The 15,574-nt window shown below is 36.3% G+C and carries 13 protein-coding genes; 7 read left to right on the top strand and 6 right to left on the bottom strand.

Going from position 1 to position 15,574, the window contains the following annotated elements; genetic code table 11:
* The first annotated feature begins 6 nt into the window (after positions 1-6).
* The 6 genes from L2586_RS23215 to gldD all read left to right on the top strand — a co-directional run bounded on the left by L2586_RS23215 (position 7) and on the right by gldD (position 5,597).
* Positions 7-1,095, top strand: coding sequence for an LptF/LptG family permease (locus L2586_RS23215; protein WP_235295395.1), 1,089 nt, complete (start codon positions 7-9; stop codon positions 1,093-1,095).
* A 297-nt stretch (positions 1,096-1,392) separates the two neighbouring features.
* Complete coding sequence (locus tag L2586_RS23220) at positions 1,393-1,923, top strand: RNA polymerase sigma factor (protein WP_235295396.1); 531 nt, start codon at positions 1,393-1,395, stop codon at positions 1,921-1,923.
* Between the two features lie 93 nt (positions 1,924-2,016).
* Positions 2,017-3,051: an A/G-specific adenine glycosylase gene (gene mutY / locus L2586_RS23225; protein WP_235295397.1), complete on the top strand. Its 1,035-nt coding sequence runs from the start codon at positions 2,017-2,019 to the stop codon at positions 3,049-3,051.
* A gap of 13 nt (positions 3,052-3,064) precedes the next feature.
* Positions 3,065-3,559 (top strand): single-stranded DNA-binding protein, encoded by a 495-nt coding sequence (locus L2586_RS23230; protein WP_235295398.1) that lies wholly within the window; start codon positions 3,065-3,067, stop codon positions 3,557-3,559.
* Between the two features lie 33 nt (positions 3,560-3,592).
* Entirely contained in the window at positions 3,593-5,002 is a 1,410-nt protein-coding gene (gldE, locus tag L2586_RS23235) for a gliding motility-associated protein GldE (RefSeq protein ID WP_235295399.1), read from the top strand.
* Between the two features lie 7 nt (positions 5,003-5,009).
* Positions 5,010-5,597 (top strand): gliding motility lipoprotein GldD, encoded by a 588-nt coding sequence (gldD, locus tag L2586_RS23240; protein ID WP_235295400.1) that lies wholly within the window; start codon positions 5,010-5,012, stop codon positions 5,595-5,597.
* Between the two features lie 264 nt (positions 5,598-5,861).
* Here gldD and recA read toward each other — a convergent pair whose 3' ends face one another.
* From recA to L2586_RS23270, 6 genes are all read right to left on the bottom strand, one after another.
* On the bottom strand, positions 5,862-6,905 hold the full coding sequence (gene recA, locus L2586_RS23245; protein ID WP_235295401.1) for a recombinase RecA: 1,044 nt from the start codon (positions 6,903-6,905) through the stop codon (positions 5,862-5,864).
* A 744-nt stretch (positions 6,906-7,649) separates the two neighbouring features.
* Positions 7,650-7,991, bottom strand: a complete 342-nt coding sequence (locus tag L2586_RS23250) for a hypothetical protein (protein WP_235295402.1) — start codon at positions 7,989-7,991, stop codon at positions 7,650-7,652.
* 121 nt (positions 7,992-8,112) lie between these two features.
* Complete coding sequence (locus L2586_RS24740; protein ID WP_235295403.1) at positions 8,113-8,715, bottom strand: trimeric intracellular cation channel family protein; 603 nt, start codon at positions 8,713-8,715, stop codon at positions 8,113-8,115.
* Positions 8,712-9,188, bottom strand: coding sequence for a DUF4920 domain-containing protein (locus L2586_RS23260; protein ID WP_235295404.1), 477 nt, complete (start codon positions 9,186-9,188; stop codon positions 8,712-8,714). Before L2586_RS23260 ends, L2586_RS24740 begins: the two co-directional genes overlap by 4 nt.
* A gap of 4 nt (positions 9,189-9,192) precedes the next feature.
* Positions 9,193-10,347, bottom strand: coding sequence for a Gfo/Idh/MocA family protein (locus L2586_RS23265; protein WP_235295405.1), 1,155 nt, complete (start codon positions 10,345-10,347; stop codon positions 9,193-9,195).
* Between the two features lie 45 nt (positions 10,348-10,392).
* A complete protein-coding gene (locus L2586_RS23270; RefSeq protein ID WP_235295406.1) occupies positions 10,393-14,064 on the bottom strand; it encodes a family 16 glycoside hydrolase in 3,672 nt (1,223 codons plus the stop codon).
* 99 nt (positions 14,065-14,163) lie between these two features.
* Between L2586_RS23270 and L2586_RS23275 the strand changes: the two genes are divergently transcribed.
* Positions 14,164-15,546, top strand: coding sequence for a hypothetical protein (locus L2586_RS23275; protein ID WP_235295407.1), 1,383 nt, complete (start codon positions 14,164-14,166; stop codon positions 15,544-15,546).
* Positions 15,547-15,574 lie beyond the last annotated feature (28 nt).

Here is a 15,574-nt window from a genome sequence, read left to right on the forward strand (position 1 = left end):
GTATTAGTGCTTAAAAAAATAGACAGATATATCATTAAGAAGTACTTAACTACTTTCTTCTTTACCATTTTGCTCATCACTATGGTTGCCGTGGTGATTGATTTCAGCGAAAAGGTCGGGAAATTTTTAGATGAGGAAATTAGCTTTAATGAAATTGTCTTCGACTACTACCTCAATTTTATTCCATGGATAAATGGTCTCTTGTGGCCACTATTTGCCCTGATCGCAGTTATTTTCTTCACTAGTAGACTGGCTAAGGACTCCGAGATCATTTCAATCCTAGCATCTGGAGTTAGTTACTACAGAATCATGGTTCCTTATTTAATTGCATCCTGTTTCTTAGCAACATTATTATGGGTAGGGAATAATTACATCATTCCGATCAGTAATGAAAAAAAAGCCACCTTCGAGAATACATATATCTGGAGAGGAAATAAAAAGACGCTGAATGAAAATGTGCATATGCGGATTGCGCCAAATGAAAAAATATTTGTCCGATATTTCCGGCAACGAGATTCCACTATGATCGACTTTCGTTTAGAAACCTTTGAGGAAGGCCAATTAACAAGGTTTCTAAAAGCTAAACGATTAAAGTTTAATAATTCTTCAGGCAAGTGGACCATGAAGGATTATATGGTTAGGACTTTCGATGGAATGAATGAAAGCATGGAGATAGAATCGGGGAAAGAGTTAGATACTTTGTTGAATTTCACGCCAGAAGAGTTTATCCGATTTTCTAATCAAATGGAAATGATGACTTCTCCTGAGATTCTGAATTATATAGAAGATCAGAACGAGAAAGGGATTACCAATCCGAAAAAATTCCTTGTAGAGTATCATCGGAGAAATGCCGATCCATTCACTATTATCATATTGACCATTATCGGAATGTCTCTTGCTTCTAGAAAAGTACGTGGTGGGTTGGGTCTAAATTTAGCCTTGGGTTTATTGCTAGGGTCATTGTTCGTATTGATATCGAAGTTCTCTACCACTTTTGCCTACAGTCAGACTTTAACTCCATTAGTCGGCATATGGATTCCCAATATAATATTTACCATTGTTGCAATCGTCTTATTGTTTAGAGCGCAGAAATAGTCTAATTCTAAAGACTTAATTTATTGCTTTTAGACTGTTTTACTGATATCCACTTCAATAAAGCATAGTATATTCTTAAATCAGTATCAACGTAATTGTCTTATTAGGCACACTTTAGCTATCGCAAACAAGACTTTTACCCCTCATTAACACTTTGTTTAACTTTTTTTAAAAATATTTCAACAAACAAATCGTTATATAGTAGTACTTTAGAGCATACAGAGCAAAAAGTCTTCGTCAAGACCTATGTTTTGTTTAATATTTTTGTATATTTGTTAAACAAAAAAAACAAACGTTATGTCAACAATAGAATTTGATTCAAAATTAAACAGTCTTTCAGGCTTGCTTCATTCTTTTGCATATAACTTAACTAAGAATACCGAAGATGCAAAAGATCTATATCAAGAGACTGCATACAGAGCTATTACTAATAGAGATAAATTTAGACCTGGTACTAACTTTAAGGCTTGGTTGTTTACTATAATGAAAAACATCTTCATTAATAATTATAGAAGAAAAGCAAAAGCGAACACGATTATCGATTCTACAGATAATATGTACTTTATCAATTCTGGTGGAGCAGCGATATCTAACGATGCTCACTCTAACATTCTAATGACTGAATTGCATGGAATGATAGATAGCTTAGAAGATTCGATCAAAGTACCTTTTGAAATGCATTACCAAGGTTTCAAATACCAAGAAATTGCAGACGAGTTAGATCTCCCTTTAGGTACTGTAAAAAGTAGAATTTTCTTCGCAAGAAGAGCATTAAAAGAGATGATCCAGAAACAATTTGGTGAACTACATACAGCCAAAGCAGTATAGTAGAACAACACAAAAAATAATTAATGATCAGTGTAAGCTCAATAAGTTGCTTACACTGATTTTTTATTTTATTTTACTCCAATAGTATTTTAGATGGCTTCATTTTCTTCAACGTTACTTTCATGGCATGAAACAATTCAACGAGAACTACCTTGGAAGGACAATCCGAATGTTTTTCACATATGGCTTTCTGAAATCATTCTTCAACAAACAAGAGTAGAACAAGGTATTCCTTATTTCCTTAAATTTAGAAACCGATTCAAGACAGTAAAAGAACTCGCTGAATGCTCAGATGAAGAACTCATGAAGTTATGGGAGGGTCTTGGGTACTATAGTAGAGCAAGAAACCTCCACAAAGCTGCTAAGCTCATTCATGATTCTGGAGGAAATTTTCCAGACACTTACGAAGGGTTAAAAGCGCTTCCAGGCATAGGACCATATACTGCCGCTGCCATAGGTAGTTTTGCATATGGACTTCCTGTTCCCGTAGTAGATGGAAATGTAAATCGGGTTATCTCTAGGATATTTGGCATAAGAGAAGGAATCGACACAAAGGAAGGGAAAGCACTCATTGAAAAAACAGTTGAGCAAGTATTTGACAAGGAAAAACCTGCCGCATTTAATCAAGCCATAATGGATTTTGGTGCTTTATTCTGTAAGCCTAAAAATTCGGACTGCAACTCTTGCGTTTTCAATGATGATTGTTATGCTTTTCAGAATGAAATGGTTTCAGAATTACCATTGAAAGTGAAGAAAATTAAAAAGGTCAATAGAAGTTTAAACTTCGCAGTCATTTCCTATCGTGGTAAAATACTGATCAAGAAACGCATCGGGAAGGATATATGGAGACATTTGCATGATTTCTATGAGTTAACGGCAGATGGTGGAATAAATGAGGAGGATTTTTCAGCAATAGATTATAAACTTGATGGAATTCAAGGGCCAATAAAACATGTTCTTACTCATCAAAACCTGAGCATCACCTTTCACAATTATGAAGCGCAAAAACTTATTTTAAAAAATGGGACAAGCTATTTTTTGGTAGAGCGAGAAAACTTACGGAAATTTGCGTTCCCAAAAGCATTTGATTGGTATTTCGATAAGAATTCGATATATTTAAAATATTAAAAATAAACTTGAAATGGTTAATAAAGTAATCTTAATCGGTAACTTAGGAAAAGATCCTGAAGTGAGGCACTTAGAGAGTGGAAGTGTTGTTGCAAAATTCTCTGTTGCGACCAATGAGAATTACCGAGACAAGAGTGGTGAATGGCAAACCATAACGGAGTGGCATAATGTTGTCGTATGGAGGGGTCTTGCTGAAAAAGCTGAAAAAACCCTTAAAAAGGGAATGCAAGTTTATATAGAAGGGAAATTAACGACTAGAAAATGGCAGGATAAAGATGGTAATGACCGTTATACAACAGATGTTGTGGGTAATTACTTGAGAGCACTAGATCGTAAAGAGAGTTCAGGTGAATCCGGTAATAACTTTCCTTCCGAAGAAGATGAATTGAAAAGTTTTGGAAATTCATCCACTAAAACCGAATTTAATCTGCCAGGAGAAAAAGCAAAAAGTCCAGAAAAACCAGCTGCACAAGATTTCTCAGGAGTAGATGATGACTTACCATTTTAATAATGGCTATTTATTTAACGAAATCATAAAATCTTGGGTATTGAACCTCCTCCCGAACTGGGTTTGTTAATATTAAACGTTTTTTTACTCATCACCGTTAACTGGGGCTTAATTGGTTTATTACTAATGCTATTTGTATTATTAATATGCTCAGCTCTCATTTCAGGCTCAGAAGTGGCTTTCTTTTCATTAAACAATAATGATGTAGAAGAACTAAAAAAAGGTGAAAGTAATACCCGCTTACTAAAACTGAGAGATAAGCCTCGTTCATTATTGGCTACCATTCTGATCAGCAATAACTTTATAAATATTGCTATCATTATTATTTCAGATTTAATCTTTACCGAATTACTTCCTGAAGGCTATTTTAACAATACCGCAACATGGTTTCAAGAGAACATCTTTTTTTTGAAAGGGCTTTCTATCCCAGCTATTTCTAATGCCATCATCTTTTTCATAACCGTAGTTGGTGTAACTTTTTTATTGGTATTATTCGGAGAGGTACTTCCGAAAATATATGCGAATATTAATAAGATCAAATTTGCAAAGCTAATGGCAACACCACTGGCTGTTCTTATGTTCTTATTAGGAGGTTTCAGTAAAATTCTCGTAAAGTGGTCTAACCAAATAGAAAGCAAGGTAGACAAACATAAAGGAAGTGCTAAGTCAAGATTAAAAGATGATATTGATAAGGCCATTGATCTAACCGTTAGTCAAGAAGAAAATGCTGAAGAGGAAGCAGACATACTGAAAGGGATCTTGAAATTTAGTGATGTTTTGGTTAAGCAAATTATGACTTCTAGAATGGATACCGTTTCTGTAGACATGCAGACATCATTTACAGAAGTACTTAAGGTTGTTAAAGAATCAGGTTATTCAAGAATTCCTGTCTATAAGGAAGATTTTGACAACCTAGAAGGTATCCTTTATGTAAAAGACTTACTAGGACATACAGACAACAACCAAGATTATAATTGGCAACAATTCATCCGAAAGGATATGTTATACATTCCTGAATCGAAAAAAATTAATGAACTTCTACGAGAGTTTCAATTGAAGAGACTTCATATGGCGATTGTAGTTGATGAATATGGTGGAACTTCAGGAATTGTGACACTCGAAGATATTATGGAAGAAATCATCGGAGATATAAGAGATGAATTCGATGAAGATAGTGATATTGAATTCTTGAGGATTGATGACAACAACTTTATTTTCGAAGGAAAAACACTTCTCAACGATGTTTGCAGAGTGATCGGAGAGGATATTAATATCTTTGATGAAATAAAAGGGGAGTCAGATTCCTTGGCAGGAATGTTTCTAGAAGTTACTGGACGATTCCCTAAAGTAGATAGTGAATTAGATTTGAATCCTTATAAATTAAAAATTGTTTCCATGACAAATAAGAGGATTGAAAAAATTAATTTAATGATTAAGCGTTAATCGTAGCATGAAGTATTTATCAATTCTATTCCTCTTTTTATTTATATGGGCCTGCAGCTCGGAGCAAATATACAATCCGAAGCCACGATCCTTTCCAAAAATTGACTTTCCCGAAAGAAACTATGTTACTTTTGACACTAATTATTGTGCTTTCACATTTGACTATCCAGATTACGCAACCGTAGAAAAGGATGAATTCTTTTTTGATGGAAAACCGATCAATGAATGTTGGTTTAACCTTAATCTTGCTCCTTTTAATGGTGACTTGCATTGCAGTTATATTCCTTTAAATAATAGGGAACACTTCGATAAGATGGTGAATGATGCGTTTACGTTAGTTGGAAAACATAATATTAAAGCACAGTATAGAGATGATTTTCCTATTCAAAAGGAAAACAACGTTTCTGGAATGATGTTCGAACTTAGAGGTGATGTTGCTTCTAATTTGCAATTTTATCTTACAGATTCTACGAACCACTTCTTTAGAGCTTCCTTGTATTTTAATAGTAAGGTATATCCTGATTCTATTGCACCCATTTATGACTTCGTAAAAGAAGATGTGCTTCGGGTGATTGAGTCTTTTGAATGGAAGTAATTCCTTCCTGATGTTAGGACTCTAAAGCGATGACATCAGTCTTCCTCACCAAATCTTAATTCACTAAGAGTGCTGTCAGATTAACAAAACGTCATCCTTCCTGATGTTAGCGCTCTAAAGCGATGACATCAGTCTTCCACACCAGATCTTACATCACTGAAAGTGCTGTCAGATTAATGAAGAGATAGATTGTAAAACAAAAAAAGGCACCTCTTTTCAGAAGTGCCTATGTTCCTTGTTCTCAATAAGGAATTGGTTGACGTTTTAAGCCTTTACAGCTTTTGCATCTTTAGCAGATTCATTTCTATCCACGCCAACATTATATTTTGCTTTAATCAAGTTCTCTATTTCAAGTGCCAACTCAGGATTATCTCTCATAAATTGTTTCGCACCTTCTCTACCTTGAGCAACCTTAGTACTATTATAAGAATACCAAGACCCAGATTTCTGAATTACTTCACATTCCACACCAAGATCGACAATCTCACCAACTTTAGAAATTCCTTCACCATACATGATATCAAACATGGCTATTCTAAACGGTGGCGCTAACTTGTTCTTTACCACTTTTACTTTCACTGGATTCCCAACTACATTTCCTTCTTTATCCTTAATCGCAGAACCTGATCTTCTGATGTCTAATCGCATAGAAGCATAAAACTTAAGTGCGTTTCCACCAGTTGTTGTTTCTGGATTACCGAACATCACTCCGATTTTCTCTCTTAACTGGTTAATGAAAATACAACAACAGCCTGTCTTACCGATAGACCCAGTTAGTTTTCTCATCGCTTGTGACATCAACCTTGCCTGAAGACCCATCTTAGAATCTCCCATTTCTCCTTCTATCTCACTTCTCGGCACCAATGCTGCAACAGAATCTATCACTAGGATATCAACTGCACCTGAACGAATCAAGTTTTCAGCAATCTCTAACGCTTGCTCACCATTATCTGGCTGTGATATCAATAAGTTCTCTGTATCTACACCAAGTGCTTCTGCATAAAATCGATCGAAAGCATGCTCCGCATCAATAAATGCTGCAATTCCTCCTTTCTTCTGACATTCTGCTATTGCGTGAATTGCTAATGTCGTTTTTCCTGATGACTCAGGACCATAAATTTCTATAACTCTTCCTTTAGCAAATCCACCTACTCCTAATCCTATATCCAGTCCAAGTGATCCAGTAGAAATCACTTCTGCGTCTACTACTTTTTTATCACCTAATTTCATTATGGTTCCTTTACCATAATTCTTTTCAATATTTGCCATTGCTAAACTCAGTGCTTTTAGCTTGTCATCTTTACTCATAATTAATTTAATATTATAAAAATTAAATATACGTACAAATTTAATATATACCCGATAAGTCACAGAACTATTTACCAACAAAGGCAGCTAACCTTCCCGAATAATCATTCGGCTCGTACGAAAGTTAATTTATAAGTTCTATTGTACTAGTGTAAGGAAACGCGAATTTGTCCAGTAAAGTTTTGATTATTTTTTAAAAAAGGCAGAAAAACTTCATCGTATCACCTACCGTGAGCCTATGAATGTTTTTTTGAAAGTCCTGATTAGTTAATAAAAAAGGAGAAAAACTTCATCGCATCACCTCTAGACTTGTCCTTTTACCAACGGAAGCCTATGAATGTGTTTTATGTACAAGGAAATTAAGTAGAAAAGTCATGGCAACTAAAGCTATCTGTTATCTAACAATTATGTAAAATGTAAAATAAATCTGTTGACTTTTTCCACGAAACGGGATTTCATGAATATTAATACTAATATAATTCTATAGGACCATTGGGTGATATTTATTTAGTTTGAATCACGATGAATTCTGGCTGAAAATCCAGTGAACATTTAGACTCGTAAGCCGCGTGGAGCCTTGTAGAGAAAGCAAGGACTGCGAAGCTAAATGTAGATGCAACTCTGAAAAAACATTCAAGCATTCTTAAAAGTGAAGGTTTATTCAATGTTTCTTAATCTCAAGAACAGTATAGGAACCCACAGAAAATGCTGGATAGACTTTGAAGTTTATGACGGTAAAAAAATCTAATTCAAATAATTCTCTGAAAACAGAACGCCTTTTTTAGAATCATACTCCGCCTGAATCCCGGAATTCATTAATGATTTCTTATATGGATATCGTCTAGTATCAATAATAAATACCTTACAAGCTATTGCTTTATTCAACTCAGGATGAGTCTTTCTCCAACAATTTCCCAGCTCGTGTGCTGTCGCGTTATGTGACTTTCTCCACTTTCTGCCGATGACTACTTCTAAATGAATTACTCCATTTCTGTAGTCTATTAATTTAGAAGATAGACCGTATCCTACACGGTAAAACATGTCTGTTTCTAAAAAATGTTTTCTATTTAATTCTTCGATATTCATGCATTTTATGAAACGCATAAACTGTGCCAAAGCTAGGAATGACGGCACTGTCCGCATAGTCATATTCCTCATATTAGAAATATTGACATTGCTTAAGTCATAGATTCTCAACAAGAAACTACTACTTATTAAAATTTAATGACCAATGATTTCTAACCGCAAGAATTCTAATCAAAATCACAATAAATATCGAAATCGACTGTGCAACATAAATTGGTATTGCTAATTGAAGTAAAAAGTAGAAAATCGTTCCTCCCAGCAAACAAGCCGTTGCATAGATTTCTTTCCTGAATATTAATGGAACTTCATTAGATAAGGTATCTCTTAGTACACCACCGAATACGGCACCGATCGCACCCATTAAAATACAGATGATCGGTGATAAGCCAAGCGCTAAAGTTTTCTGAACACCTAAGACAGTGAACAATCCTATTCCTATAGAATCAAATAGGAACATCGTCTTCCTTAGTTTCAATATTTGCTTTTGAAATAAATACACCATAGGAAGAGCTGCAATAATTAAAATCACATAGTTGATGTCTTGAATCCAAGCTACAGGCAATGCACCTGTAAGCATATCCCTCAATGTACCTCCACCAATAGCTGTAACAAACCCAAGCACTAACGTACCGAAGATGTCAAATTTCTTCGAAATTCCAGTCATTACGCCACTTATCGCGAAAACGAATGTCCCGATAAGGTCAATAGAATAGATTATACTCACTTCAGAATTACCGCATCAGCCATAAACTTCAACTCTACCTTAGGTTCAGTAATCGCTTCTATTACTTCTTTAGAATCTCCATTGTCTTCTGCATAGTGACGTAACTCGTCTACTGAAGTCTCTTCTTTATACGCTTTTCCTCTTAGAATTACAGTTTCACCAGCAATATCCTTTGGCATAAAGAATCCATAATCCTTGAATTTAACGAACATTGGCTCAGCTCCTTCTGTTTCCGAAACAATATTCATCCAGCAACCTATCGATTGACATACTCCTTCTACTTTCCCTATAACTTTCACACCATCAACTTCATCTTTCGACTCTAACTGCGCAAGCAATTCATCATAAGTAATTGCACCTGAACCATCCATCATTTCTCCGAAATGTTGTCCTTCATCAGTCGTTACAACTTCTTTGTTTTGAGCACATGCAACACTTACAATTGCAAATAATAGGATAATAATATTTCTCATATTTTTATAATTTATACCATTTTTCATTACTATTCGAAGATGCAACAACAGCTTCTATAAATTGCATTCCTCTTAAACCGTCTTCTACTGATGGAAAGTCCTTATAAATCGGATCCACCTCTGTTCCAGCTAACCTAGCTTGAACACATTTAGCAAAGTTACGATAAATATTTCCAAATGCTTCTAAATATCCTTCAGGGTGCCCTGCAGGAATTCTTGTGTGTGCTGTCGATTCTGGGTATAAATTCCCCACTCCAGTTCGCATCAACTCGGTTGGCTTGTCCAGGTGTTTAACCAATAATGAATTAGGCTCCATCTGATGCCATTCCAGCCCAGCTTTTGTTCCATATATTCTAATGGTCAATGCATTTTCTTCTCCAGCTGATATTTGCGAAGCGTACAATACCCCTCTAGCGCCATTGTTAAATCTTAACAACACACTTCCATCGTCATCCAATAATCTGCCTTTAATATGAGTGTGCAGATCAGCACACATTTCTGAAATTTCCAAGCCAGAAATGTATTCCGCCAGGTTTTCTGCATGTGTTCCAATATCGCCCATTGCTCCGGCTGCACCTGATCGTTTCGGATCTGTCCTCCATGATGCCTGCTTGTTATCTACATCATCTTCCACTTTAGTACTCAACCATCCTTGTGGATATTCCACTACTATTCTTCTAACTTCTCCGATATCTCCATTCTTCACCATCATCCTCGCTTGTTTCACCATCGGATATCCAGTATAATTATGGGTCAATGCAAATATTAACCCCGTCTTATTTACCAATTCTACTAACTCCTTTGCTTCCGCCATATCGAAGGATAAAGGCTTATCACATACCACGTGAAAACCATTCTCTAGTGCCATCTTAGCTGGACCAAAGTGCATGTGATTCGGTGTGACAATAGAAATAAAATCCATTCTGATATCTTCCGGTAATTCTTTTTCTTTCAATATCATTTCCTCGTAAGAACCATAAACTCTATCTTCTGGAAGATAAAAATCTTGACCTGAAAGTTTCGATTTCTCTGGATTGCTTGAAAACGCACCACACACTAATTCTATCTGACCATCTATTGCTGCAGCCATTCTATGAACTCCTCCGATAAATGCTCCACGGCCACCTCCGACCATTCCCATTCTAATTTTTCTTGACATCTTTATTTAGAATTTTCTTTATATAATTAACTATCCTACTAGTCTTTATAGTTTACGAACCTTAATATTTTTAAACCAAACTTCATTACTATGATCTTGGAAAGCAATATGCCCTACGTTATAGGTTCCAAAACCTTTCCAGTCCTTAAATTTAGAATTGGAAATCATGGTTTTCCATTGCTCATCAAACATAGTAAACTCTACCACTTTTCTTCCATTCTGCCATTGCTCTACTTTCCCGTCTTTAGATACAATCCGAGCAGTATTCCATTCGCCTGCAGGTTTCACCGTTTTGTACTTTCCTTCTATCATATCATATAGGTCTCCAGCTCGGTGCGTAGGATACTTTGTATCTGGATGACAGATATCATCAAGAATCTGCATTTCTGGTCCTGTTCTATAAGTCTTATTGTATTCATCCGACTCATGGATATAATAAATAATACCACTATTTCCACAATTGGATATTTTCCAGTCTACCGTAAATTCAAAATCCTTGTAGGTATCCTTAGTCATCAGGTCTCCGCCATCCACAACTTTTAATTTTCCTTCATCATTAGGCTGCACCGTTAAAGTGATCATCCCATTTTTAGCGATCCAACTAGATCCAGGCTTATCTTTTTGGTAACCCTTGAAAGCATCTAAACTCTGACCATCAAATAACAATTCCCATCCAGCTTCTTTTTCAGATGGAGAAAGTGTATTGTCCGTAGCAACGTATGTTGGCTTTGTTCTTTCACCTGGAGTCGTAGAGATATTATTCATTGTGTACCAAGCATCCGTCGACCAAAGCTCATGTCCCATTTCACTAATAAACATATTATTCAAGTGAACATAAATCACATGACCTTTCTTCATCCCAGATAACTCCAAAAATACTTTCTTCCTATCAGCTGAAACATTTACCGATCTAATCGGAAGCGTTCTTTGATCTAATTTAGGACCACCATATTCTACGGTCGGCTTATAATAGTATTGCTTGATATCATAATCTGACGCTTTCCAGCCATCACCTTCTTTAAGCGCTTCAGTAAATTCTATTTCTATACCATTCGACTTCGACCTCACTGCTAACATCTCGAAGGTGGATTTTTCATTGTATTCAAGACGTTGTACTCCGAACCAGTTGGTCCCCACATTCTGCCAGTTTCCAGGATTTCCTACTCCACCTACATATAATGCACCATCTGGACCCCAAACCACTCTGTTTACTCCAGCCTCCAGTCCTTGGGTAAATCTAAATACCGCTCCTTGATATTCTCCATTGATTTTCTCCACGAAGACCCGCTTAAGTCCACCATGTGTTACTTCTCCATGTAACATCTGTCCCTTAAAAGGTCCCACATTGATATACGTAGGAGTAGATGGAGAATTTCCTATTTCATCTTGTGGTAGCCAAACTACAGGTGGTTTTTCCTTTAAGTTTGCTGTTCCTTCGAAATCCACGGACCGACCTCCGAAAAAGTCACCTTCTGATAAGTGAAGAATTTTGCTTGAAGGAAGCCAATCACCTTGGTTATCGGCAATGAAGAATTCATTATCAACACCGATTCCTATACCGTTCGGAGTTCTTAACCCTTGAGCAATAAACTCGAGCTCACCTGTCTCTTTATTAACTTTAATTACTTTTCCTCTATCTTGAATCTGAGGTTGTCTACTTGCTCCACCAGGAAGAATAGCCGTTGCTAAAGTTGCATAAAAATTACCATCTTTATAACCTAATCCGAAACCAAATTCATGAAAATTCGTGGAAACATCCCAGTCGTTAGAAACAGTGATATATTCATCTATAATATCATCTCCATTCGTATCTACTAACTTCGTTAGTTCTTGTTTCTGCATAATGTAAATCACTCCATCTACCACTTTCAGACCCAGAGGCTCAGCAAGCCCTCCTGCAATTTGCTTAACAGACATTTCGGATGGGTTACCCGATTCAGGATTCGTGATTAAATAAACGCCACCTTCTTCATCCCAAGTACTGACAGCAAGTCTGCCATCTGGAAGAAAATCCATCCCACCTACTTTAGGCTGAAAAGATCCAGGTCTTGCTTGACTCAGATCGAAACTAGGATGCACTCCATTCAGAACAGATTTATCTCCCGGGATTGCATTTACGGTTGACATCGGTAAAGAAAGCCCCTGAATATCATTTACTTTTGTTCGGTCGTGATAGATAACAGCTGCTGGAACAAGTTCGAAAGAACCGGCACCTTCAGGTTTCCAGTTAAACGATAAAAACTTACCACCTTCTCCATTATAGTACTCGATTCTGAAAGCATGAAAGCCTTTATTTAAAGCCACATTTGCTTCTTTTCCTTCCACTCCATGTGGACCATCGTGATCCACTATTAATTTATCATCTATGTATAGCTTAGAACCATCATCACTCCACATTCTGAAAGTAGCCTGCATATCCTTTTCGATATTTAAATAGCCATCAGCAATCAGAACAAAATTATCTCCTAAGTCCACAAATTTAGTATCTGAAATATTACCAAGACTTGGCATAATTCCACCCATGACTGGTTTACTTAATGTTCGATAATCCGGTATCAATGAAATTCCAGGACTAGCATTAAACACCTTAACTTTAGCTCCTAATATTAGATTGTTTTCACTAATATCTGATGCTTTCATATAATCTTCCTTAGCAATCTCGCTTTGTGCTGCACTCGCTGCTTTTTCAGATTCCGGAACTAACCCTACGATATATTCTACCATTTTCTGAAGATCATCATCCGACACATTCGGGTGAGGAGTCATCACTTGTTCTCCCCACACACCATTTCCTCCAGTCTTAATTTTATTTTTCAGGTAAGAATAATTTTCTGGTGTTGCTGTATATCTTGCTGCTATACTTTTATAAGAAGGTCCCACCGTCTTCGCTGATATATTATGACAAGTTCTACAGTCACTTTTAGAAATCAAGGTCAAACCTTCATTTGCAGTTTCCGCTCCTGGCTTTTTCTTGTACAGCTTATTTTCGATCATCGGCTTTGTTACAAAATCGACGGTAAGGGAAGTCGGTCCATCAGACTTCATCCATACGATTCCATCTAGTTCTAAAGAAGTAACAATTCCTTTCTTAATATCTTTACTTTCGATCACTTCGAGCTTTCCATCTGTAGTAACATTACTCGGAATAAGAATAGAACTAAAATTGGACCTTAGCCCAACTTCCACGCCTGATGGAACACCATCCAGTGTGAATACCCTTTCAAATGCAACTTTTCCATCAGGAAGTTTTATAGCTTCTGGCGTTTCGGTAATTTTAATAACCTGATTATTAGGCGTCGTTATTTCATACATCATGGTCGCTTGATCTCCTACCATTTTGTGACCTTTATAAGCTGCCATCACTTCAGTAATTTCACCACCTGATTTAATCCGCCATGGATGTTCGTACTTATTATCGATGTAAGCATCTCCTATAACCTTAGGTTGTGGTCCATGTGCTTGCGTATATACCGCTCCGGAAAAATCGACAGATCCTTTCCATGCCTTATATAATGAGGCATTCTTTGCAGAATAAGACACCCACAGATCATCATCTAATGCGAATGTAATTGCTCTTGGCATTTCATCCATTACCGAACGAAAAACCCATGGAGAATGAGGTCTTCCTTCTTCTTCTATCACCGTAACATCCTTATCACAGGAACTAAAGGTTACGATTGCGAAAATGATTAAAAAAGACTTATATAGCTTGATCATATTTTATATTTAACTTTGAAGGAATGAATATAAAAAATTATTACGGTGTAATAGCGTTGAGCGTTAACTTTCACTCATAATATATAAAACTGCTTATCCATGTCTTTAAATCTTGATCATTTGACCTTGAAAAGGTATGGTTACCATTTAGGTGGTTTCTTTCTATTTTTCTTACTTATTCTTTCTATCTATTTTTTCAAGGAACGCATTATTTTTCTCGATAATGCTTTTCAGACCTTTCTCCTTATTCACGAAAAGTCTATAACAATTATGGTCGATCGCTGGCCTTCGATTTCGATTAGAGTTCTGCCATTATTAGCCGTAAAGTCAGGCGCCTCTTTACCTATAATTATGGTGCTATTTTCAGCATCTTATGCTTTATTTCATCTCCTTGTTTATGGACTCACTCGGTACCTTGCAAGTGATGTAAGATACGCTCTTGTTATTCCCGTAACAATTGCCTTGCTCACTGGCCATTCCTTTTTCTGGTGTGCTTCAGAAATTCTCCAAGCGATTTCACTTTGTGTTCTGATCCTTGCCATCACCATGAACTTCTACCGAAAAGAACGATGGTCACTATCTGTTTTTACAACTATGATCGGCAGTATTATTTTATCTTTTTACCATCCACAAAGTCTGATTTGCTTAATCTTCGGTCTACTGTATCTATTATCAGAAGTAAAATGGACAACACGGGATGTGATCTTTCCACTAATCTGTGTTGTTATCTTCTTCCTTAAGTCCATGCTTTTCCCTAATTGGTACGACGCTATGAAGTTCGAAGGCTTAATGGCCAACATAAAAACTTATCAATTTCAGGTTTTTCAAAGCGAGTCCTTTAGCGATTTTATTCACTGGCTATACAAAGACTTGCTGTTATATTCCGTTACTTTTTTAATTTCATTCATTGTCTTAATAAGGCAAAAAAAATATTATAAATCATTACTCTTAGTTTGCTTTACGTTTGCATTATTACTCATATATAACGTAACGAATCGAGATTCTATGGCGATCTTCTATGCCGAGGCGAGTTATATGCCTCTTGCATTTTTCGTTGCTATTCCCTTACTATTCGATGTCATAAAAGGGAATCGAATGGGACTATATGCCATCGCCTCTATATTCATTTTATGCCTTCTGAAAATTACTTTAGTTGCCCACCTCTACTCAGACCGAATCGTGCAAGTAGAAAAAATCACAGCTGAACATAAAGAAAGTAAAGTGATCATTTCGAAAAATGGGCTTCCTGAAGAATTGAAACCGATAACTTGGGGCCTACCCTTCGAAACATTGCTGATTACTACCCTTTCTGATAAGGATAAGTGCAAGACGATCGTCGGAGCTGCTTCCATAGATGAATATGAAAGATTTATGGGTTTAGGTCAATTTATAAATGGAATGGGGAATACAATTAAAGGTAGTATTGACACCAGTTATTTTAAGTTGGATACGTCTAATTATGTTATAAAATGGAAGGAATAATATCATTTCCAGATGCGAAATTTAATTT

It is taken from the genome of Portibacter lacus, assembly GCF_021533215.1.
GTDB classification, from domain to species: Bacteria; Bacteroidota; Bacteroidia; order Chitinophagales; family Saprospiraceae; genus Portibacter; species Portibacter lacus.